Source organism: Algoriphagus sp. UBA3586, from assembly GCF_002376385.1.
Classification (GTDB): Bacteria; Bacteroidota; Bacteroidia; order Cytophagales; family Cyclobacteriaceae; genus Algoriphagus; species Algoriphagus ornithinivorans.
In genome coordinates this window covers 75,892-98,782 of sequence record NZ_DFMT01000026.1, presented here as the reverse complement: position 1 = coordinate 98,782, position 22,891 = coordinate 75,892, and the positions used below count along the sequence as shown (strand labels likewise).

Below are 22,891 nucleotides of genomic sequence, written 5' to 3'. Positions count from 1 at the left end.
AATGAAATATTTAATAATATTTGTTTTAAGTATTACATTAATATCATGTAACTCAAAAACGGAAGCTGAAAAAATTGTGGATTTGGCAATTGAGGCACATGGAGGAAATAACTATCCCAATTCTTTGATTGAGTTTGACTTTAGAAATATTCATTATACGATCTATAAATCAGAGAACTCATTTGAGTATATCAGGGAGTTTGAGGATTCCACTGGAATGGTGAAAGATGTACTCAATAATGAGGGTTTTACACGAACCGTCAATTCTGTAAAGATCGATACTTTAACAGAAGAAAGAATAGGAGCATTTTCAAGATCTGTAAATTCTGTTGCATATTTTGCTTTTTTACCTTATGGCTTAAATGATCCTGCAGTAATCAAGAAATATGTTGGAAAAATAGAGTTGAACGGAGAGTCTTATCATTTAATCAAAGTCACTTTTCAAAAAGAAGGAGGAGGAGAAGACTTCGATGATCAGTTTTTATATTGGATAGGGGAAGAGGACTACTTGATGGATTATTTAGCATACAGCTATCATACTGATGGAGGTGGAGTGCGTATGAGAGAAGTGAGCAATGCTGTTGAGAAAGGTGGAATAAGGTTTCAGAATTATTTAAATCTTAAACCAGAGGATAAAAATACTCCTGTTGACAGCATGCAAGTCCTTTATGAAAAAGGTAAATTAGAATTACTTTCTGAAATCAATCTGGAAAACATTCAGGTTCGGGAGTTAAAAAAATAAATTTTATGAATCCTAAATCCCTTACTTTTTCAAATAGCGACGGCATCAATCTTTCGGCTCATTTATATATGCCTTTAGATAGAGAGCCTAAATTTTATGCAATTTTTGCCCACTGTTTTACCTGTTCCAAAAACTTCTCTGCCGTCAGTAGAATATCCAAATCACTTTCTCAAGAAGGAGTAGCGGTTTTTAGCTTTGATTTTACCGGATTAGGAAGGAGTGAGGGAGATTTTGAAGATAGTACATTCAGTTCTAATATCTCAGATTTACTGGATGCAGCTGCTTTTTTAAAGGAGAATTACGAGGCTCCAAAAATGCTAATTGGTCATTCCTTAGGGGGTGCAGCAGTATTATATGCCTCTCCTCATTTGGAAGAGGTAAGTGCTGTTGTGACCTTGGGAGCACCAGCTGATCCATTACACGTAAAGCATCTTTTTCAAAATAGTATTGAGGAAATAGAAGAGTCAGGAAAAGCCAAAGTTTTCATAGGAGGTCGTCCTTTTCAAATTAGCAGTGAGTTTGTCAAAGACCTTGAGAAGAAACCTATAGACAGCTTTCTAAAAAAATTAAAGAAGTCATTATTGATCCTTCACTCACCGCAAGATGAGATTGTTGAGATCAAAAATGCTCAGATGATTTATGAAGCTGCTTTTCATCCTAAATCATTTGTCTCTTTGGACGGGGCAGACCATTTGGTGTCCAAAACTGAAGATGCTGCTTACATCGGTCAGGTGATTGCTTCCTGGAGTAATCGTTATATTGAATCCAAGCAAGCAGTAGAGAATGACACCAAAGGTAATCCTGTGATGGTTCGCCTAAGTAAAAATCAAGGCTATACTACGGATGTTAAAACACCTTTTCATCATTTGATCGCAGATGAGCCAAAAGATGTGGGTGGCAATAATCTAGGACCTACCCCCTATGATTTATTGATGGCGTCATTAGGGACATGTACTGCAATGACCTTGAAAATGTATGCAGAGCGAAAAAAGTGGAACCTGGATGAGGTGAGAGTTTACTTAGATCATCAAAAAGTCCACAAAGAGGATAGTGAAAATCCTGATGAACCATCAGCCAAGGTATCTCAATTTACCCGGGTGATAGAATTAGAAGGAGATTTGAATCAGGAGGAACGGCAAAGATTGCTCGAAATAGCGAATCGATGCCCAGTCCACAGAACTTTAGAAGAAGATATCGTCATCCATACCGTACTCAGCAAGTGAAAAATCTCCCCATGAAATACCTCTTAAGTTCGGTTGCTTTAGTCTTCATATCTTCCTTTTTCTGGTTTTTTTCCTTCGATTCTAACCTTCCTGTATGGAAAGAAAAGTACAATGGCGTCTGTTGGGTAGGTAGTAGAAATCCACTACAAGGGGGAGAATTTCAGGAATTAGCCGCCAATGGTATCAATGCAATTTCCCAAACTCCATTTGGTTGGCAGTCGGAAATCAATAATCCCGAAATCAGGTGGCAGGTTGAAAATGATAGGCAATGGTGGGGAGAATCTGGTAGAGGAATCTCAGCTACTCTGGACTCTTCGCAGAAGTTCAATATCCACAATATGCTCAAGCCGCATCTTTGGGCTCGTGGAAGTTGGCCGGGTGAGATCGAAATGACTAATGAAGCTGATTGGAAAATTTGGTTTGAAAATTATGAAAACTTCATAGTCGACTATGCCCGCCTTGCTGAAAAAGAGGGGATTCCAATGCTTTGTATAGGAACTGAATTGGAAAAAACCTCCCAAAGGGAAGCAGAATGGAGGAAAATTATTCAAGCAGTAAAAAAAGTCTATTCCGGTCAATTGACTTATGCTGCCAATTTCACTGAATATCAGAAAGTGAATTTTTGGGATGAATTGGATTTTATTGGAATCCAAGCCTACTTTCCTTTATCTGATAAAAAGACTCCCAATCTTAAAGATTTGAAAAGATCTTGGGAAAATCACATTCAAGAAATTGAAAAGCTGGTTAGAAAAACTGGAAAACCTGTTTTATTCACGGAGATAGGATATTGTAATACAGTAGATGCGGCAAAAGAGCCTTGGGTTTGGCCGAATGAACGAAAAGAGATAGCCTTGTCAGAAAAAATTCAGGCTATTTGCTATCAGTCGTTTTTTGAAACGGCCTATCAAAAAGACTGGTTAGCAGGAGTATATTTTTGGAAATGGTATCCTGAAGGAAAAAGGCGGGATCCTGACTTTACTCCTCAAGGACTTAAAGCCGAGAAGGTGATGCAACAATATTTTCTTGTTGACTGAATTCATTTCCTACTGTGACTTTTGTCATTTTTTTCATGTAATGGATAAGCTAGCTTTAATAAGCTTAATAAGCAGTCCATTTCTAACCAAACTTCAAGAGTCATGAAAAAGAACATGGGTACCACAGATAGAGCAATTCGATTGACGATCGCCGCCATTCTTGTCGCTCTCTACTTCTCAAATTTTATATCCGGAATCATTGGAATTGTGGCAATTGTGATTGCTGCTATTTTCACTTTAACAACCCTAGTTGGTTTTTGCCCACTATATACATTGGTGGGAATCAACACCTGCCCAAGAGCAGAAAGTAAATGATAATGCGTAATAGTTTGGCGAAAAGCTAGAAGTCATGCTTCTAGCTTTTTTCTTTTGGGAATTTTTAGATGAACTTTTTTGAAAATTTTAGTAAATAGTAGTTTCAAAATCAATAAAATCAAAAAATGAAGAATAATCCCAGAAGAGAGTTTTTGAAATCTACAGGTCTTTTTGGATTAGGCTTGGTTGGTGCAGGGTCAGCTCTGGCACAGGAGTCTAAAATTTTACCCTTTGAAGCTCAATATGGAAAGCAAAGAAATCAGGCTTTCAATATGTCTGGTTACACAGCTCCCAAAATTGACACTGTGAGGGTGGGTATCGTGGGCTTAGGCATGCGCGGCCCTGGAGCTGTGGATAGGCTTAGTAAAATTCAGGGAGTTGAGATAAAAGCCCTTTGCGATCTTTTACCTGATCGCGTTGAAAAAGCGAAGGAAATGCTGAAGGGAACACCGCATCAGCCTATTTCCTACTCTGGAAATGTCTATTCCTGGAAGGAAATGTGCGATCGAGAAGATTTAGATTTGATTTACATTGCTACACCATGGGAGTGGCATACACCTATGGCAGTTTATGCCATGGAAGCTGGAAAACATGCGGCCGTTGAAGTTCCCGCTGCGAGAACTTTGGATGAATGTTGGCAGTTGGTAGAAACTTCTGAGAGAACAAAGAAGCATTGCATGCAATTGGAAAACTGCTGTTATGATTTCTTTGAATTGATGACTTTAAAAATGGCTCGGGAAGGATTTTTCGGAGAGGTGGTCCATGTGGAAGGTGCCTATATTCATGATTTGCTTTGGTTGAACTTTGACAAAGACAAAGGCTACCAGAATATGTGGAGACTGCGGGAAAATTACAGAGATGGAAATCTTTATCCTACCCATGGTCTAGGTCCAGTTTGCCAGATTCTTAATATCAATCGTGGAGATCAAATGGATTATTTAACTTCATTGAGTTCTAATGATTTCCAGATGAAAAAGAAAGCTGAAGAGTTAGCTCAAGAGGATCTTTTCTGGGCTGAATTTGCATCTAAAAATTACCGAGGGAATATGAACACAACCATGGTAAAGACGAAGCATGGTAAATCAATCATGATTCAGCACGATGTAACCTCACCAAGACCTTACAGCAGATTACATGTGGTAAGCGGTACAGAGGGATATGCACAAAAGTACCCGCAACCTAGAGTTTCCAAAGGTCATGCTTGGATGAAGGAGGAAGAGATGAAAGAATTGGAGAAAAAATACACTCCTGAAATTGTTCAAAAAGTGGGTGAGTTAGCGAAAAAAGTAGGGGGCCACGGCGGTATGGACTTTATGATGGATTGGAGACTAATTGATTGTTTGAGAAATGGATTGCCGTTGGATCAAGATGTATACGACGCGGCACTTTGGAGCTGTATCAGTCCATTAAGTGAGTGGTCTGTGGCCAATAAATCCAATTCTATCGATGTTCCGGATTTTACGGGTGGAAGTTGGAAAACCAATGCGCCAGTTAAAATAACTTTAGAAGGAGGGGGCAATACCCAAGTGCGGGTTTAAGTTTCCACATGACCTTGGGTACGGGGATGGTTGACAAAATACATGTTCATCATCCCCTTATTTTTTACATCTATTTCACCTCTAAATTCACATGCATAGGTACTTTTGATCTCATTGAAAAAGTCCTCGGAGACATTGATTTTGCCAGTTTCAGAGTTACTCTCCATTCTCGAGGCGATATTGACAGTATCGCCCCAAATGTCGTAGGCAAACTTTTTATGCCCAACTACTCCTGCTACAACAGGACCCAAGTGAATACCTATGCGGATTTGAAATACAGGTTTGTTATGCAATCTACTTTTTTCATTGTATTGATCAGTGAATTTTAAAATATCCCTTGCAGCTTCTAATATGCGCAGCGCATGGTCCTCGCTTGGGATAGGAATACCTCCAGCTGCCATGTATGCATCTCCTATGGTTTTGATTTTTTCCAATCCGTATTCATCCATAATCTCATCAAAACGAGTGAAGAATACTTGGAGGTTTTGAACCAATTCATCAGGACTCAACCTTTGAGCTATTCTTGTGAAGTCTTTGATATCCACAAACATGACTGAGACCTTTTCATACAGTCTTGCAGAGGCTTTGCCTGTTTTAATCAGTTCTGTTGCTATTTCCTTTGGAAGAATATTGAGCAAAAGGGCATCACTTTTTTGTTTCTCTTCTTCTAATTCCCTTGTTCTTTCCTGAACCAACTTTTCCATATTCTCATAGAGCAAAGCATTCTCAATGATTCCCCCGATTTGAGCAGCCATCAATCTCATCAATGAGATTTGATTTTTCGAGAAAGCATTTTTTGTCAGAGAGTGAGTTAGGTAAATAATACCTGAAATCTTGGACTGATTGATAAAAGGAATACACAGAATTGATTTTAGCCTTTTGGACTTTACAATTTCATCGGAATCAAAGGGTTTGGTTGTAAATGCATCTTCAATCAAGAGAGGTTCTTTGCTCGCTTTAGCATAATTGATTATTGCCGGACTGACTGCTTCAGTTTCATCCAGATCCTCTTTAGGAAAATGGGTATGAAGTTGGTGGTTTGCCATGGTTGACACCTCCAAAATCCACTTTCCATCTCGATTGATAAGAAAATGTCCTTCCTGTGCACCGGTATTTTCCATGGCATAGGTAATTAGCTTTTCCAAGAGAGCTTCCAATTTAATTTCACTCACCAATGCCTCCATGGTCTTCACCAGGGTTTGAGTGTCAATCTGCCCAATTTCTGTGGAAGAGCTTGAAAATTCGTAGCGACTGGCTTTAGAGGAAGTGGAATCGTCCTCTTCATGAAGAAGGAAAATAGACTTTGACACACACCCAATTCTTTTCGCCTCTGCAGCTGCCTGATTACTCCAATATTCAGACTTAGGATTCTTTTCTTTTTTGAAAAATTGACTGATTAACTCAGCAAACAGAATGTAATATCGAGTATGCTTTAATTCCTTTAAATTTTCCGCACTAACCTCTAGCTTTTCATGATCTAGCTGCTTGGTTTCATAATACTCTAAACTTGCCTCAAAAATATTCAAGTAGGGAGTATAGCAGACCGGATTAAGTTTGGAAAGGGATTTTAAGTCATCAATGGTTTCCTGAATCATTGCCTTTAAATCTGAATCACGGAAGCTGGAACTTCCAATCTGAAACATCAGAAATACTGCATTGAGTCCACTGTTTATATTGTAATAATGGATAAAAAATGAGGTGGGCTGGTCTTTGCTATGGCTTGGCAATTTGTCAAAATAATCAAATGCCTCACCATACTTTCCAAAGAACATCAAGGTAGAACCTATGTAACCATAATAAGACATCAGAAAAATATGATTGGTCTCCTTTAAAGCGATTTTATAGTTGTCTTCTAACTTTCTTGGCAATTCTTTCAGTGCCTCGTTAATATTTTTACTTTCTTCTAAATAAACTGCCAGACATTTTTCAATAATTTGAGTGATTGCCGCCTGATTAGCAAAGTTGTACTGAATGGCAAACTTTTCTGTTTCCAAGGCTTCTTTATGCTGGGCTTCGTAATCATCACCGACATGAAACTTCAGTGCTGTTCCGAAAAATAAATTCCAGCAGGCATACTCCATATTTCCATATTCCAGCCCCTTCAAATATCCCTCATAGGTTAAAGGAACGCTGTCGACAATGTTCTTTTTGATATGGGAGGTGAATGAAACGTACATCATATTGATGGTTGCCGCGTACTTCATTCTTTCCGGACGGGTAAGGAGTTCCATGGAGTTTTTTACCACCTCATATCCGTCTGATGGCTTTTTAAGGGCAGTTGTCAAGATCAATCCGTAGGAAGCTATTCCAATTACCGATTCAGGCCCCATTCCTTTTTTCAAAGTGAGTTGAATCATTTGGAATATTAAAAGCGGATAAGTTGAAATATTGACAAAAAAGTAGGAAGATAGGGATGCCAATAAGAGTTTGAAAGTAGCAAGAGCCAAAGGATCTGTAGCCTCTGGAATGTCTTTGATTTTACTCAGTTTCTTCCTTGGGAGTAATAATTGGATTTTGATGGCATGGAATATAACCTGGATTTTAGATGCTTTATCCGGGATGTGAATTCCAACTTCTTTCAGTGCAACTTGGGCAACCTCAACAGCTTTTTTGGGTAAATTGGCAAAACCCAAGCATCTTACAATCACTTCATTGACCAATACTCGCTTGACTTGGTCATCCGCTATGTGAAACGCTAATTTTTCAAATTTTGCCTGCTTCACTGGGTCTCTTAGAAGATATGAGTACTCCAATGCACCTAAGTAGAGTTCAAATTTTTCCTCGTTACCCAGCTTATCATCCAATAACTCAATTCCTTTCTCGGTAAAGCTTAAAGCTCCTTCAAATGAGGCTGATTGTGCAGATTTTCTTCCCGAATCCAATAAGAGCCAGCCGATTTGTTCCTTGTTTTTGGCTTTCAATACCTCCTTGTACCCAATGGCAAAATGAAGCCCTATCTCAATAGGCTTCTGGGCAATTTCTGATTGAGAAAGTTTATTTAAATAAATCTGACCAACTTCAAAATGAAATTTACTTTCTTCAGTTTCCTCTAATAATGCATAGACAGCTTGCTGAATTCTTGCATGTGCAAAGCGAAAACGTATGTCTTTATTGGTTTCTCCATAGTATTCTGGAATATACTTATAATCATTCCCAACAGGAATCAATGAGCCTTCCTGAATTAATGGCCATAAATATTGGTGAATCTGGGTCATATGCTGCCCGGTGATCAGGGATAACTGAAAAAGAGAAAACTCCATCCCAAAAACAGAGGCAACTTTTATAACTTGAAGTGCTTCTTCTGGTAATTCCCGAATTCTTAAAAGCAATAAATCGACAATATCTTCACTAAGGTTCTGAGCATTGATTGTTCTTATATCCCAAGTCCATTTATTACTGTCATAGTCAAATTCTAATAGCTTTTTGATATAAAGCGATTCTAAAAATTTATTCAATGAAAAGGGATTTCCCTTGGTTTTAGAATAGATCAGTTCCGCAAGACTGGCTACTTCCAATGACTCCAGTTTTAGCGTGTCGGATATGAGCGCTCCCACATGATTCAAGCTCAATGGAGCCAAATGCAGCTCTTTGATAATTAGATAGTCCTCATCCAGATTATTGGACTTGATGGTTTTGATGGCTTGGGTGAATGGATGGAACTCATTGGTTTCATTGTCCCGATAAGCCACTAAAATCATCACATGGGAAAGACTATAATTATTGAATAAACTTTTCAACAATTCTATAGAAGCATCATTGGCCCATTGGTAATCATCTAAGAATAATACCAGGGGAGTATCTTCTGAAGCTAAACTTTGCAAAAAAGCATTAATCGTGAATTGTATCCTTTGTTGGTTTTCATAACCAGTTAAGTTTACCAATTGAGGTTGAGGGGGAAGAATATGCTTCAGATTGGGAGCCATTTCCAAAATAATTTGTCCCAAACCCTTCAAATCTTTATTGAGCTTTTTTGCCCAATGAGCCTGCACTTCTGTGGTTTCTACCAAAAGCCACTCAGCAAATTGCCTAAAGGCTTTCACAAAGGCTAAATAGGGGGTTTGCCTATCCAATACATCAAATGCTCCGGATAAGAAAAGTCCATTTTTCACCGAACTCTCTTTGTATAATTCCTGTGAAAGAACGCTTTTTCCTACTCCACTAAAGCCACCAATTGTCATTAAGACTTTCTTCCCCTCACAAGCAAGTTTAAAATGCTTTGATAGCTCTTTGATTTCTTTTTCTCTCCCATATAGCTTCTGAGATATATGAAGTTTAGAGGCAATGTCAGTGAGACCCGGCTCGAATTCAGGTATTTTTCCCGAAGCATTCCAATTTTCTAAAGCGAAATTTAAATCTGCCAATAAACCAGGAATGGACTGATACCTTTCTTCTGCATTTTTTTCCAAAAGTTTGAGTACTATTTTGTCCAAAGCCTCTGGTATGTCTTTATTTATTTGACTTGGCGGTACAGGATTGATTGCAAGGTGACAATGAATCATAGCCAAAAGGTCCGAGCCCACGAAAGGAGGCTGGGAGGTAAGCATTTCATAAAAAGTAGCACCCAAGGCATAGTAATCACTCCTTTGGTCCAATTTCCTATTCATTCTCCCTGTTTGCTCTGGAGATATGTACTCTATCGTACCAGAAATTGTAGATAATGGCTCGTATTGTAATTCTATATTTTCAATAGAGGACCCAAATTCATAATCAATTAACTGACAGGCAGAAAGGTCTTCAGCTACAATGATATTTTTTGGATTAAGATCATTGTGAAGTGCTCCTTTGGAATGTAAATCCTGAACTTCATGACATAGTTTGATTGCCAATTCCAGAAAGCTTTTTGTGTCAAGTGATCCTTTTTCGAGTGCTTCTTTTAAGGTGCTTCCCGGGATGAATTCTCTTACCATCACCACTCGGCCATTGTAAAGAATTACCTGAGAATTGACTTCATTATGACTGGATCTACCGGAAATCATCGCCTCATTATGAAGTCTGCCCAAATCGCCGGTTAGATCTTCTTTTAGCAAGATGGTGTCACCAGATTCACTTTGACCTGTAAAAAGTTTACTCCTATGGCTTTCATAGTGCAGTTTTAACTTCTGTATTTGAGGGATTTCTTTCACTTTTTATTCAAAATGTGGATAGATGTTTTTTTCGAAAAAGTCTTCCAGAAATTTAGTATCGGCTTTGATTTTTATGCCTTCGATTACTTCTCCATAATCCTCCCTAACCGGGATTTTATAGCTTTGATCTGTGGTATCTGCCTCAGGCATCCAAGAAGTATGAAGGGTAAAACCAAATTTCACTTCTTCATTTTTCATTTTGCAAATCGGACCCTTTGAGATTGAAGTGGCATCAAAAACCCAAAATTCACTGCTATAAGTCCAGCCCCCTTCGGGAATTTCAGTTCCTACCTGAACCGGGCAAAATAAATAGCCATCTAATTCTTCTGGAATACTTGGGTCAGGAGTTTTGCGGGGAATAAAATGAACCCCTCTTATATAAGTTTTTTTGGCACATTGATAATAATCTTCAGTCTCCATGGTTTCGAGATTTACTCGAGTAATACTGAATGGCAATTCTCTCTTAGTTGCCTCTTTGATGTCATCCAGAGAAAGATCCCGATGCGGATAATCCTTGTACAGGTTATAAACAAATTTGGTGAGCAAGTTTGAGTCAGTACCATCACTGACATACCAAAACTGTTTAATGGTCGGTACTACCTTGTCTGCAGAAAGAATATCTCTATAGGTATAAAGCACGATAGTCCAGGTATTTGGGCCTATCACATCTTCTTTCCACTTTCCAGGTTCTTCTAATACTTTGCTTTTTTCCTCTAACACCTCCAGTGAATTGCTATCAATTCTCCACTTTCCCAGTCTACTAATATCCATACTGCCTACTGCGAATAGTGAGTAGTAATTAGGATCGACAGGCTTGTTGTCCAAAGCTCTTTTATCGAAAGTTCTAACCCATTCAGCGATACAAGTTGCAGCATTATGAACTCCGTAAAGAGTGATAACTCCATCTGGATTTGCATAATCGCAGCTGTAATGGATAGTTTCCAAAGGAATCGGCTCTTTCAGTCTATAAGCAGTCAGTTTTTCTTTGGAAGGATCCATATCTTTCCTTTTGACAAGGTAGACAGTGGTAAAGGCTTCCATTTTTACAGTGCTTAAACGTCTTATCAACCTTTCTATCACCTTGCTTTCCGGGAATGGATTATCAAAAAGTAGGTCCATCGCAAACTTAAAAGAGCAATCTGTTAGAATGATAAAATCCTCGGTGATTCCCAATTGATGCATGCATTCATAAATGGCCAGTTTATCCCCAGTCTGGTCTTCAAGTTCCCAGCGCTTCATAGGACCGTTGCCATCCCATGCAAGTAAAAACATGAATACATCTCCTTTTGGCTCATCATTGTCATGAGGTTTTCCATCGACGTGATGATTTAGGTTGGTGAAAAAACCTTTCACTTCTTCATTCACATGATCGTGGTCGGGATGATCAACCAGTTTATGCGCCAGAGCTTCTAACTTATCTTTAAAAGACTCTTTATTATGCCTTAAATGATGAATAGTTTGCTCCATGTGAGTAAAGGAACCTTTATCTCTGGAGTAATTGACGGTGTAAACCTCCTTGGTAAGCGGATCAAATACGGGGTGCGCTGAGGTTTGGGCAATTCCAAAAGGCCAAGGAACCATGGGGGGCTCCGCGGTCATCCATTCAGTGCTTTTGCCCATTGGGGTAATAATTTCCAGACTTTTGGGATCCAGTAAATAGGGCCTTCCAACATCATAGGTGGCCATCAAACTTCCCTGTTTCTGCCCATTGAATTTGACAGGCTGAGTAGCTGTGTTCAGTTCGTTTCTAGAGCCGAAAACCATACTCATTCTAGTGATTCCCATATTATGGAAACCCATCAATCCATGATGTTTAGTCCCTTGTTTTGTTGCTTCATCTGCATAAAAACAAGGTGTTTTCATCAATTTGGTCTTAACCTCTGGGCTTGATTGGTTCAGATTGACCTGAATAACCATACCGTCTCCATTCATTATAGGTGAACCAAATTCGGGATTATTCTTTCCTTCTTCTGTTTTTTCCGGGAAAGGAAGGCCTTCGGAGTTAACTGTTCCTACAGGAAGTGAAACATGAAAAACCCCAAAAATATTCGCTGGAAGTTTCCCTTCAATTATCTTTAATTCACCAGTGATTTCTTTCCTTGAAGCTTTCAATAAGGGTTCACCTTGAATCGCCTTTATTTCAGAATTTTTCTTAAAAAAATTCAAAATGGCATTCCATGTCTTTTTCAAAATCATTAAATAATCAGGCTAGGTAAAAGTAAATTAATCATTATAATCTACTTTTTTTTAGCTTCTTAGCGAAAAATTAAATGAAAATAGTTTGATTTTCTTGACAGAATAGGTAGTTCGTCCAAGTTGAAAATCTCAAAAAATTACAATAACTGTCAATTCTGAATCGATTTGATTGATTTTAGCGTAAGGCCTTAGTTACCAGCTCTTTGATTTTAGTACGGTCATTTTGATAATCAGCTAGGTCAATTAGCTCAATTTTTCGAAAATCAATGGGATGGCTCTCACTTTGAAGAGCTATATAACCAGCTTTTAGAGGGGTTCCATCGAGTTTAATCAAACTATCTAAGGGACTAACAATCCCTCCTCCAATCTGAGGTTTGTAGTAGGAAATAACGGTGTCTTTTTCCACCAAATGATGAATTTCTTCATCTCCCAAAACTATCAAATAGGCCTGAACCCATTGATCTCCATGATATGTTTTGGAAGTGGAATTGATACAATGAGGAGTGAATAAAGTATCTGCCATAACCACATGGGTTCCCGGAGTACATAGATTACAAGTGCTTCTTTCATCACTGCCATTCCCACCCAAAAATTGTGCTTCGATAGATATTGGAAAATCCTGATCTGTTAAAATAGTACTCGGATCTTGGGAGTGTAGCATGGCTCCACTATTTCTGTATGCCCAATTTTCACCTTCCGGAGCTTGATCTCCAACAAACCTATATTCTACCTTAAGTAGGTAATAAGAGAAAGGTTTTTTGAAAAAAATATGCCCATATCTTCTTTGAAAAGCATCATATGCGTCATATCGAACTTGAAGCAGTCCATTATTTACCCGAAAGGTCTCTCCGAAATTATCATTCAATTCGTACCCCCTGATTTTTATATGCCAATCCTCTAAATTCTCTCCATTGAAAAGGGAAGTCCAGATTATATCTTCTTCACTTTTTTCACTGCTCTGGCAAGAGAACAAAATGATTGAAAAAGCAAATGCTAGGTATTGAAGTCTCATTTTTATTTAAATCTAAAGGTGGCGATTATTGGATAGTGATCTGAAAAGGGCTTATTTAAAACCTCATAAGAGATCAGTTCCAGTTTCTCAGGATTATACCAAATGTAATCTATTCTCCCTGTATAGGATTCGGATGAATAAGTTGCTTGAGTGTTTTTCGCCACTTGACCTGCATCAAGCCAATTTTCTGGGATGCTGTGATATTCCTCAGAATCAGGCTTGAAATTTAAATCCCCCATCCATAAGATCACATCCTGTCGACCTTGAACAAAGTTCAAAATAGAAGCTACTTGTGCCAATCGATTTTCAGGATATTCATGACAAAGGTGAGTTCCTCCGACTAGCCAGGTTTTCTGATCAATGTTTAATCTTGCCCATGCCACCGATCTGGGTTCGCCACCCTTGGGAGTTGGAAGTAATTGGGTTTCGAAATCTGCACCTCTTTTTACTAAAATACCTTCACCATATCCTCCATCTGAATAATCCATCGCCTTTGCAAAATAGCCCTGCATGCCCGTTTGCTTGGCCAGTTCTTTGACCAAATCGGTTTTTTGCCCATAGATGGGGGTTAGTCTATTCGTCATGCTATCTACTTCCTGAAGAGCAACTATATCAGGATTTAATTCATGGATCAGATTGGCCAAGCTATCTAGATTAGGCTTTCCCCTTTGGTAAGGATTTTCTCCATGGTAAATATTATAGGTCATTACCTTTATATTCTGTGGATATCCCTGGAGGTTCATAACTCCACAAAAAAAAATAAATAAAAGAAAATGAGGAAGTTTCATTGATTGAATATTAGTGCTTTGAATCGTGCATGAAATCAAGATAAGTCTTTAATATAAGCTAAGTAGTACATAATCGAATAACTCCTTATATTTCTCTTAATTTTTAGTAAATGAAAAAAGCTGTACTCTTCTTCATCATTTTCACTGTTGGTATAGGTTTGGCCTTCTTTGGCCTTGATTTTTTGTTGGCCAAGAAAATCGATAAACTGATTAATGAGAATCCGGAAAGGCAATATGACCTGCTTTTTGAAAATGTTGATGTCAATATTCTGAGAGGCAGAGTAGAGTTGAAGCATATTTTGTTGGACCCTTTAGAGGAGGGATTGCCAGTTGAAATCACTGGTTCTGTAGAACAAATAATATTCTCCTCACTCAGTATTTGGGATTTGATTTTTAACAATGCCGTGGATATAAGTGAAATTAAGCTGATCAATCCCTCTTTTAGGCTGATTAAAATTGACTCACTTTCCAATTTACAAGATAATTCAAAAGCCTTTCAGAATCTTTTCGGGGATTTAATCTCCAGAGGGATTGTCAGAGATTTCGTCTTAGAGGGAGGTAAAGCAGAATTATTGATTCAGGAAGACAGCCTTAGATCTTTTGGGTTTTTCACAGATCTATTTATTCATGCTAAAGGTTTGAAAACAGATAAAAGGATTGTGACTCATGTGGTTCCATTTGAGTTGAATCAGATTCAAACAGGACTGAAGAATTTATTTTTACAAATGAATTCTAAGCAGTCGATTAAGATAGGAGCCATTGATTTTGATTTTTTGAATGAAAGCTTATCCTTTCAAAATGTTGCAATGCGCTATGATCAGGATATTGAAAAAATTTCTTTTGACGAAAAGTATCAGAAGGATCTGATAGAATTTGAACTGAGGGAGTTGAATTTTGTGGGTTTAGACGCGGAGAGTGATTTGTATGGGAACTGGTCTATCATTGCAGATAAAATGATTTTGGACTCCTTGATTTTCACAGATGTTAGGAATAAGAATAAACCAAGAGACAAAGAAATCAAAAAGCCCATGTTTGCCGGGATGCTTTCGGGAATTCCAATTCCTCTTCAAATTGATACCCTTCAAATTCGAAATAGCCACCTGACCTATATTGAAATCCCCGAAGGACATTCCAAAGGACCAAAGATTTCATTCGAAAAATTCCATGCAGACATATATGGGGTAATTAGCATAGATTCACTTCGAAGGTCCAAGGAAATGACTATGGAGGTGAAAACAGAATTTTTGGGACAAACTCCCATACAGGCAAATTTTACTGTTCCATACAATCAGGAGCTTTTCAAAATGAATCTCAACTTAGGAGCCATGGACTTAACTATTTTAAATCCCATCATTGAGCCAATGGCGGCATTGAGAGTGGAATCAGGAAAGCTCCGCAAATTGAGCTTACAGATGGATTCTTGGGAAGTAGCATCCAACAACCAGATGGTCTTTGATTATGAAGGTCTCAAGCTAGAAGTGCTAAAAGACGGCACTTCCAAACAAAAAAACTCTTTGCTCAGTGTCATAGGAAACATTGCGATTAGGTCTGAGAACCTACCCGAAAAAAAGAATTATCGAATCGCTAATTATCAAACCAAAAGGAATGTATACCGCAGCCCTTTCAACTTTATTTGGGAAAGCACCAAAGGTGGCCTGCAGGAAATTACCCCCGGTGGGCTCACCAAATTGCTGACAGGAAGAAAAGATTCTGAAGGAAAGCAGGAAAAAAATCAGAAAAAATAAAGCTTTTTGCTTTCCGTCACATTTTGTCAGAGAGGAATACTAGGACTTTTATAAATTTAGGCATGAATCAAGAGTCCAATGAAAAGCTGGAACTGGCAGCGAAGTTTGTTAACAGTACAGCAGCCCCCATTTTTTTAACAGGAAAGGCAGGAACGGGAAAGACAACTTTCCTCAGAGAACTTGCCGTCAAAACCCATAAAAATTATGTAGTCGTAGCACCTACAGGGATTGCGGCCTTGCAAGCTAAAGGTGTGACCATACATTCCCAGTTTTTACTGCCTCTAGGAAGTTTCTTACCTGTTAAAGAACCTGAAGGGAATTACACGGATCAATATGGATTCTATACTCAACATACCTTGGGAAGAAGACATCCTTTGAATAAGATCAGAAAATCTGTATTGAGATCTATTGATCTACTGGTAGTCGATGAAGTCAGTATGCTACGAGCAGACATTTTGGATGCTATCGATTATAGAATGAAAAGTGTCAAGGGGAATTTTAATCAGCCCTTTGGAGGAGTCCAGGTCTTGTTGATAGGGGATTTATATCAATTACCTCCCATTGTAAAGGATCATGAAATGGCAATTTTGGGAAGATTTTATTCCAGCATGCATTTTTTTGAGGCCAAAGCTCTTAATCAATCCGGCTTGGTTTATCTGGAACTGGATAAGATTTTTCGCCAGAGAGATGAGGTTTTTATCAACTTACTGAATCATCTCAGAGATAATCAGCTAGACGCAGAAGATGTCAGATTATTGAATAAGCACTTTCGAACTCAGGAGGAAATCAAGGAAGAAAAGGATTGTATTACCATCACTACCCATAATTACAAGGCAGATCAGATTAATCAGAATGAGCTCAATTCACTTTCTGGGCCTTCTTTTTTTTACCGAGCTGATATAGAAGATGATTTCCCGGAATCCTTGTTTCCCTTGCCAGAAAAACTCGAATTGCGAGAAGGAGCTCAAATTATGTTTGTCAAAAATGACAGCTCAGGCTTTTCCTCCTATTTCAATGGAAAGTTGGCAACCGTTACAGAACTCAGCGATAATTCCATTACTGTGATTATGGCCGATGAAACCGAGGAATATACTCTGAGAAAGGAGGTTTGGGAGAACAAGAAATATCTTGTGAATCCTCAAACAAAAGAGCTTGAAGAGGAAGTCGTAGGAACATTCTCCCAGTTTCCAATCAAACTGGCTTGGGCAGTAACAGTGCATAAAAGTCAAGGCCTTACGTTCGACAAGGCAATCATTGATGTAGGAAACGCCTTTGCTCCAGGTCAGGTATATGTGGCTCTTAGCCGCCTGAGAAGCTTGGATGGATTGATCCTCAGAAGCAGAATTCAAAGCGGCTTGATTTATTCGGATCAGCAGGTGGTTAATTTCTCCCAAGGAGCCAAAACCCATCAAAAACTGGATGAGGCCTTGGAAGTTCATCAGCGAAATTACCTCCAGCAACTTTTGGAAAACACCTTTCAGCTAAGGCCTATTTATAAAGAGATCAATGATCATCTATCCGGTCAGGAAGGAAAGATGGAGTTCGCATTAGAGCAAATGCAACAATGTCTGCCTTCTATTCGGCAATTGATTCAATTGGAATTGGAAAATACCGAGAAGTTCTCTAGACAGCTCGTCTATTTGTTGTTTGAAAAAGACCAAGACAAATTAAGGGAAAGGTTAGAAAAAGGAGTAGCTTATTACAAAGGTCTCTTTTTGGATATTCTAGAGAAGCTTGCACTTCAGTTGGTGTTGGTTTCGAATTTTTCTAAAACAATGGCATATCAAGAAGAAGTGGAAGCTATAGAGGAGATGTTTATTCGAAAATATCTGGAAATCAATAAGATAAAAAGGATAGTTCAGGCTGTTTTAGAAAATGATATTCCTGGCAGGATGGATGATATCGAAGATAAGTTCAAAGGCTTGAGAAGACAGTTTTATGAGAAAGCAAAGGACTTGGCCTCTGATAAATTGAAAGACATCAAGTCAAAAACCGGAAAGGTAAAAAAGGGAACTGCACAGCCTAAAAGACAAAAAGGAGATTCTCAGGAGCTTACTTTTCAGCTTTTTGAATCAGGAAAGGGAATAGCAGCAATCGCATTGGAGAGAGGGTTAGCAGAGTCTACTATTAAGGGTCACTTGGCTGATGGGATTGTTTTAGGAAGAATTGAATTGGAAGATTGCCTTCCCGGTGAAACTATCATTGAGATTCTTGCCAGCATGGAAAAATTCAAAAGCATGAAAGAGCTAAGGGAGCATTTCTCAGGGAAATATGATTACGGAACCTTAAAGATGGTCATTGCAGGAAACAAGACTGTATAAAAAAGGGAAGCCATTTGACTTCCCATTTTCAATCTTAATCCTTCTTGCTGTAATATCGATCATGAAATTGATAGCGTGCTTCAACATTCGATTTCTCTTCTTTAGAAGTCACGTCAATAATAAGATAAGGAGGATTAGAAATATTGCCTCCCATTGAAGACCATTGAGCTAAACCTTCGCCATTCGGATTTCCAGTTTTGATAAAGTTGGCGAAATAGCTTTGCATTTGATTGGATACTTTATAATCCTCGGCAGTCCAAGCATATTCTTTGACCAGGGGGAGATTACCCATTGCATATTCTATTTCGCAAGCATGTGGTGCTCCAAGAGCCTTTGGGGCTTCCTGGCCATTTCTTTCCATAGTTCCTCCCGCCAATCCTGGCATTAAGTTTTGATCTTTTAGAGGAGGTCTTAGCTTGCTGTATAAATACCGATAAACCGGCTGATTTGAATTTTTAGCATGTAAATCCAGCCATTTCCATGTACTGTAAGAAATAAACCTATCTGCTGCAAGGTTGGTTGCTGCCCATTCGACTTCTGCAGGAGTATTATGGGGATGAAGTTTCAATACCTCTTCCCATTCTTGAGGATAGGTTTCTTTCACCTTTTCAATAAAAGCTTCTTTGGTAAAAGGCTTGCCCTGCATAAAGGCCATACCTGGAATTTCAGCAGAATTCCAACCTGCCAATAAAGGAACTTGCGCCTGTTCACCAGCTTCAAAAATTTCAGGGAGTGTTTTAGGAAGGAAGTATCCATCGATTGTCACAGGAAATCCGAATCTTTTGGATTCCAAAAACATCTCATACAATTCGCGGGTGGAAAGGGATCTAAGCTCTTTCAGTGAGCTTACTCCCGCCTTATCAGCAAATTCTTTTCCATTAGCTTCTGCTTGTGTTAATGGCATTGGAGCCAGAGTAGGATGAATTCCTGCGCCACTTTCTCCAATTGCACCTGCGATCAGATTTTTTGAAAGGGGAGAGGCCATCTGATAGCTTACTGAGATTGAACCAGCCGATTCTCCTGCAATTGTCACTTTTTTGGGATCTCCACCGAATGAAGCAATATTATTTTGAACCCATCGTAAGGCCATATTTTGATCCATTAATCCATAATTGCCAGAACCTTTGTAGGATGTTTCTGCACTCAATTCAGGGTGAGCAAAGAACCCAAATATTCCCAACCTGTAGTTGACTGTAACAACGACAATTCCTTTTTGAGCCATGCTCTCTCCATCATATCTTGGCTCAGATCCGTCTCCGGCAGAAAATCCTCCTCCGTAGAAATACACCAAAACTGGGAGATTTTTACTGTCTCTTTTAGCTGGGGTCCATACATTTAGATACAAACAATCTTCGCTGATTCCATCAGAGCGAAAATTCATATCGCCAAAAATGGGAGCTTGAACAGCTCTAGGACCAAATTTTTTAGTCTCCCTAATTCCAGCCCAAGCTTTGGCAGGTTGAGGAGCTTTCCATCTGAGGTCTCCGATAGGGGCTTGCGCAAATGGAATACCTAAGTACTTTTGTATTCCTGTCTTGGTATCATACATTCCTTCAATAACTCCTGTTTCAATTTTCGTTTGAACATCAAATGAATTGGAGGTTTGTGCTTTGGCACTGAATGAATGGACTTGGATGGATACCATAATCAAAAAGAAGGCTAATTGAGTTTTCATAGCATTGATTATTGTTTCATTATGAAACAATAGTACTTGCTATTTGGCTTATTTCCTATTTATTTGAATAAATTTTGTAAAGCATGGCTAGTCCGCACCTAAATCAGTATCTGCCCCATATCGCCTACGATTCTGTGGTATTTGGTTTTTCAGGGGAGAAACTTAAAATTCTCATCATGGAATATCACAACACAGGCTGGTTTGCTTTGCCTGGTGGTTTTGTGAAAATAGATGAACCTTTGGATGAAGCGGTTAAGCGAGGGCTGAAGGAGAGAACAGGACTTGATGAAATTTATTTGGAGCAATTTCACACTTTTGGTTCTTTAGAGCGGGTTCAGCCAGAAGTGATGAAAAAGATTCTAGAGGCTCAGAATGGAGATATTCCAGATAATCATTGGTTGTTGGATCGCTTTATTTCCGTCTCTTATTATGCTTTGATAGACTATGAAAAAGTAGAGCCTAAGCCTGATGCCTTATCAGATTCTATTGGATGGTATGGAATAGACGAAATTCCAGATTTAATTTTTGACCATAGCTTTATTGTTCAAAAAGCCTTAGAACATTTAAGGGCACATCTTGATCAAAAGCTGTTATCAGTAAACTTACTTCCTACACGCTTTACCATGAAAGAGCTTCAGAATGTTTATGAGGCTATTTTGGGAGAAAAATTGAATAGAGCTAATTTCCAACGAAAAATGCTAAGCTTAGATATTTTGGAAAGGCATGAAAAGCTCTTTTCAGGAGGCTCTCACAAAGCTCCATATCTATACAGCATTAAAGGAAAGAGCAATTCTTAACCAACCTTATTGCAAAGGCTGGGTAAGAACGCTAAGAATTGTTGTGATTCCTTCTCTATAATTCCCCAGTCTGATATTTTCATTGGGGCTGTGCTGATTATTATCTGCATTTACTGTGGGGATAGTCACAGCCGGTATTCCCAATGCATCTACGAAAGGAGAAATTGGAATACTTCCACCAGAAATTCTGATTTGAATAGGCTCTTCCCCGAAAGCTCTCACCATCGCTTTTCTTAACCATGCTCCAGCCTCTGAATTCATAGGGGTTCTAAATGCTTGGTATGAAATGGTATAATTCATTCTCAGCAATTTGGGATACATCATCCTTTCCTCATCTGTAGGTTCATCGCTGATGATATGAAATCCTTGTTTTTTGATGTGATCTTGAATTAAGGCAAAAAGCCTTTCGGGATCGGATTCTGGAACCAAACGCATATCTAATTCAGCCATTGCTGTTGCAGGTACTATAGTTCTGGCTTCAGGACCTACCCAAGCAGATTGCATCCCTCTGATATTTAAGGATGGATATTGGATGCTTTCTTGATAGCTTTGGCCTACCTGGTCAGTTCTTCCTAGACCCAGACGTTTCTTGATAGCTGCCTCATCATCAGGGACAGCCTCAAGTATGGCCTTTTCCTCAGAACTAAGATTAATTCCATCGTAAAATCCAGGAATAGTGACTCTTCCATTTTCATCTTTCATACTTGCCAATAGCTGCGCAAGAAGAAAGCCGGGATTGGGTGCATAATTCCCATAATGTCCTGAATGCTGTGGTACTTTTGGACCATAAGTGGTAAGAGTCATTTCAGAGATTCCTCTTGCTCCATAGCTTAATGTTGGCAGGTTCGAGGTATGTCTTGGTCCATCCATAATCAGCATCAAATCTGCACTCAGTTTATCTTTGTACTGCTTAACAGCACCTGGTAGTCTTGGAGAGCCTTGTTCTTCCTCAAAATCCAAAATAACCTTCACATTGTAATTGGGTGAGATTCCATTTTTAGATAGAGCATCCCAACCTGTCAAAAACATGGCAAAAGGTCCTTTATCATCTGAAGTGGATCTTGCAAATATTCTCCAATCAGGATCGTATTCATCTAATAGTTTCGCCATAGGGATGATTTCCCATGCCCCTTTGTCATTTTGAACCTTAAGTTCAGGAACGTAAGGGTCTTTTTGATGCCATTTACTTCTATCCACAGCCTGCCCATCTATGTGGAAATAAAAAAGCACAGTTTGAGTTGCCCCGGGTTGATTCTTTTGAGCCAATAAAAGCGGAATTCCTCCTGTATCTAATCTTTCTGAGCTCCAAGCTCTTTCACCAAACTGTCTTTCGCACCATAGAATATTGACTTCTATTTGCTCAGGATAAACCGCATCGTTAGGCATAGCCACTATTTCATTTAAGAGCTTGACGCCTGATTGCCAATTGTCAGATGTCATTTGCTCTAGCTCACTTTGAGATGGAACTTGGGCAATGATTTTTGAGCTCAAGAATAAAAACAGGATGAATATTGTATTTTTCATAGATAGAAGCTTTGCTGGAAATTAGATAAAACTATGGGTAGGAACAAGTGGAAAAATTGCCAATGGTTATTGGAAATACTGTAAAACAGTTATCGAGATTCAAACATGCTAAGCTTTTCCTTGTTCTTTTTAAAATTACAAAAGCTTAAAATGAGATTTATATCAGCTCTCTGTTTTCTAATGATGGTTTTTTCTCCTGCTTTTTGCCAGGAAAGTTCATCCTATACATACCAATCACCAAGTAGGGATGGTTCGGGTAAAATTTACATGGGTCGTGAAATTTCCCTGATTATGGGTTTTCAGGGAAAAGCCTGGCTAGAAAGAAACAGTAGAGAGCAGGAAGAAAGTGTTTCTTTAGCTATCAAAAATCTTCCGGTAACAGAGGAAAGTGTGGTTGCGGATATTGGAGCGGGTTCGGGCTATTATACTTTTCGTATCGCTCCAAAAGTACCAAAGGGTAAAGTATACGCGGTTGAAATTCAAGATCCAGCCATAGACTATCTCAAGTCAAAAAGTAAAGAACTAGGCTATAGTAATGTGGAGGCAATAAAGGGAAGTGCCACCTCACCTAATCTTCCGGCTAATTCAGTGGATTTAGTGATTATGGTAGATGTTTATCATGAATTAGAGTACCCTAAGGAGATGCTGCAATCAATTCGAAAATCTTTAAAGCCCGATGGGAAACTATTACTGATTGAGTATAGGGGAGAAGATGCTTGGATTCCAATAAAACCTTTACATAAAATGACGGTAGATCAAGCAAAGAAAGAATTGGAGGCTAATGGGTTTAAATTCATTGAAAACGGGAAATTCATGAAAATCCAACACTTCCTGATATTTGGGAAAGAGGATTAGTGA

15 protein-coding genes are annotated in these 22,891 nt (G+C 38.8%); 9 read left to right on the top strand and 6 right to left on the bottom strand.

The window, feature by feature from the left end; translation table 11 throughout:
• Window position 1 precedes the first annotated feature (1 nt).
• From B2906_RS08355 to B2906_RS08335, 5 genes are all read left to right on the top strand, one after another.
• On the top strand, window positions 2-742 hold the full coding sequence (locus B2906_RS08355) for a DUF6503 family protein (protein ID WP_286937673.1): 741 nt from the start codon (window positions 2-4) through the stop codon (window positions 740-742).
• 5 nt (window positions 743-747) lie between these two features.
• Window positions 748-1,965, top strand: a complete 1,218-nt coding sequence (locus B2906_RS08350) for an alpha/beta fold hydrolase (protein ID WP_219958665.1) — start codon at window positions 748-750, stop codon at window positions 1,963-1,965.
• 11 nt (window positions 1,966-1,976) lie between these two features.
• The gene (locus B2906_RS08345) at window positions 1,977-2,999 is read left to right on the top strand and encodes a glycoside hydrolase family 113 (RefSeq protein ID WP_255590578.1); all 1,023 of its coding nucleotides are present in this window, start codon (window positions 1,977-1,979) and stop codon (window positions 2,997-2,999) included.
• A gap of 102 nt (window positions 3,000-3,101) precedes the next feature.
• Window positions 3,102-3,314: a YgaP family membrane protein gene (locus B2906_RS08340; RefSeq protein WP_144604897.1), complete on the top strand. Its 213-nt coding sequence runs from the start codon at window positions 3,102-3,104 to the stop codon at window positions 3,312-3,314.
• Between the two features lie 125 nt (window positions 3,315-3,439).
• Window positions 3,440-4,852 (top strand): Gfo/Idh/MocA family protein, encoded by a 1,413-nt coding sequence (locus B2906_RS08335; RefSeq protein ID WP_286937656.1) that lies wholly within the window; start codon window positions 3,440-3,442, stop codon window positions 4,850-4,852.
• Here B2906_RS08335 and B2906_RS08330 read toward each other — a convergent pair.
• From B2906_RS08330 to B2906_RS08315, 4 genes are all read right to left on the bottom strand, one after another.
• A complete protein-coding gene (locus tag B2906_RS08330; RefSeq protein ID WP_286937650.1) occupies window positions 4,849-9,975 on the bottom strand; it encodes an adenylate/guanylate cyclase domain-containing protein in 5,127 nt (1,708 codons plus the stop codon). The genes B2906_RS08335 and B2906_RS08330 overlap by 4 nt on opposite strands.
• A gap of 3 nt (window positions 9,976-9,978) precedes the next feature.
• Complete coding sequence (locus B2906_RS08325) at window positions 9,979-12,171, bottom strand: carotenoid oxygenase family protein (protein WP_219958668.1); 2,193 nt, start codon at window positions 12,169-12,171, stop codon at window positions 9,979-9,981.
• Window positions 12,172-12,346: 175 nt separating this feature from the next.
• Window positions 12,347-13,183, bottom strand: a complete 837-nt coding sequence (locus tag B2906_RS08320; protein WP_144604905.1) for a 3-keto-disaccharide hydrolase — start codon at window positions 13,181-13,183, stop codon at window positions 12,347-12,349.
• A 2-nt stretch (window positions 13,184-13,185) separates the two neighbouring features.
• Window positions 13,186-13,890, bottom strand: coding sequence for an endonuclease/exonuclease/phosphatase family protein (locus B2906_RS08315; protein ID WP_186300065.1), 705 nt, complete (start codon window positions 13,888-13,890; stop codon window positions 13,186-13,188).
• A gap of 191 nt (window positions 13,891-14,081) precedes the next feature.
• On the opposite strand from B2906_RS08315, the gene B2906_RS08310 reads away from it, so the two are divergent.
• The gene (locus B2906_RS08310; RefSeq protein WP_286937628.1) at window positions 14,082-15,716 is read left to right on the top strand and encodes a DUF748 domain-containing protein; all 1,635 of its coding nucleotides are present in this window, start codon (window positions 14,082-14,084) and stop codon (window positions 15,714-15,716) included.
• Between the two features lie 62 nt (window positions 15,717-15,778).
• Complete coding sequence (locus B2906_RS08305; protein WP_144604910.1) at window positions 15,779-18,037, top strand: helix-turn-helix domain-containing protein; 2,259 nt, start codon at window positions 15,779-15,781, stop codon at window positions 18,035-18,037.
• Between the two features lie 34 nt (window positions 18,038-18,071).
• On the opposite strand, the gene B2906_RS08300 is transcribed toward B2906_RS08305, so the two are convergent.
• The gene (locus tag B2906_RS08300; protein WP_144604912.1) at window positions 18,072-19,712 is read right to left on the bottom strand and encodes a carboxylesterase/lipase family protein; all 1,641 of its coding nucleotides are present in this window, start codon (window positions 19,710-19,712) and stop codon (window positions 18,072-18,074) included.
• Window positions 19,713-19,795: 83 nt separating this feature from the next.
• Between B2906_RS08300 and B2906_RS08295 the strand changes: the two genes are divergently transcribed.
• Window positions 19,796-20,509: an NUDIX hydrolase gene (locus B2906_RS08295; RefSeq protein ID WP_091654129.1), complete on the top strand. Its 714-nt coding sequence runs from the start codon at window positions 19,796-19,798 to the stop codon at window positions 20,507-20,509.
• A 6-nt stretch (window positions 20,510-20,515) separates the two neighbouring features.
• On the opposite strand, the gene B2906_RS08290 is transcribed toward B2906_RS08295, so the two are convergent.
• Entirely contained in the window at window positions 20,516-22,033 is a 1,518-nt protein-coding gene (locus B2906_RS08290; protein WP_144604914.1) for a M20/M25/M40 family metallo-hydrolase, read from the bottom strand.
• Window positions 22,034-22,183: 150 nt separating this feature from the next.
• Between B2906_RS08290 and B2906_RS08285 the strand changes: the two genes are divergently transcribed.
• On the top strand, window positions 22,184-22,888 hold the full coding sequence (locus tag B2906_RS08285; RefSeq protein ID WP_144604915.1) for a class I SAM-dependent methyltransferase: 705 nt from the start codon (window positions 22,184-22,186) through the stop codon (window positions 22,886-22,888).
• Window positions 22,889-22,891 lie beyond the last annotated feature (3 nt).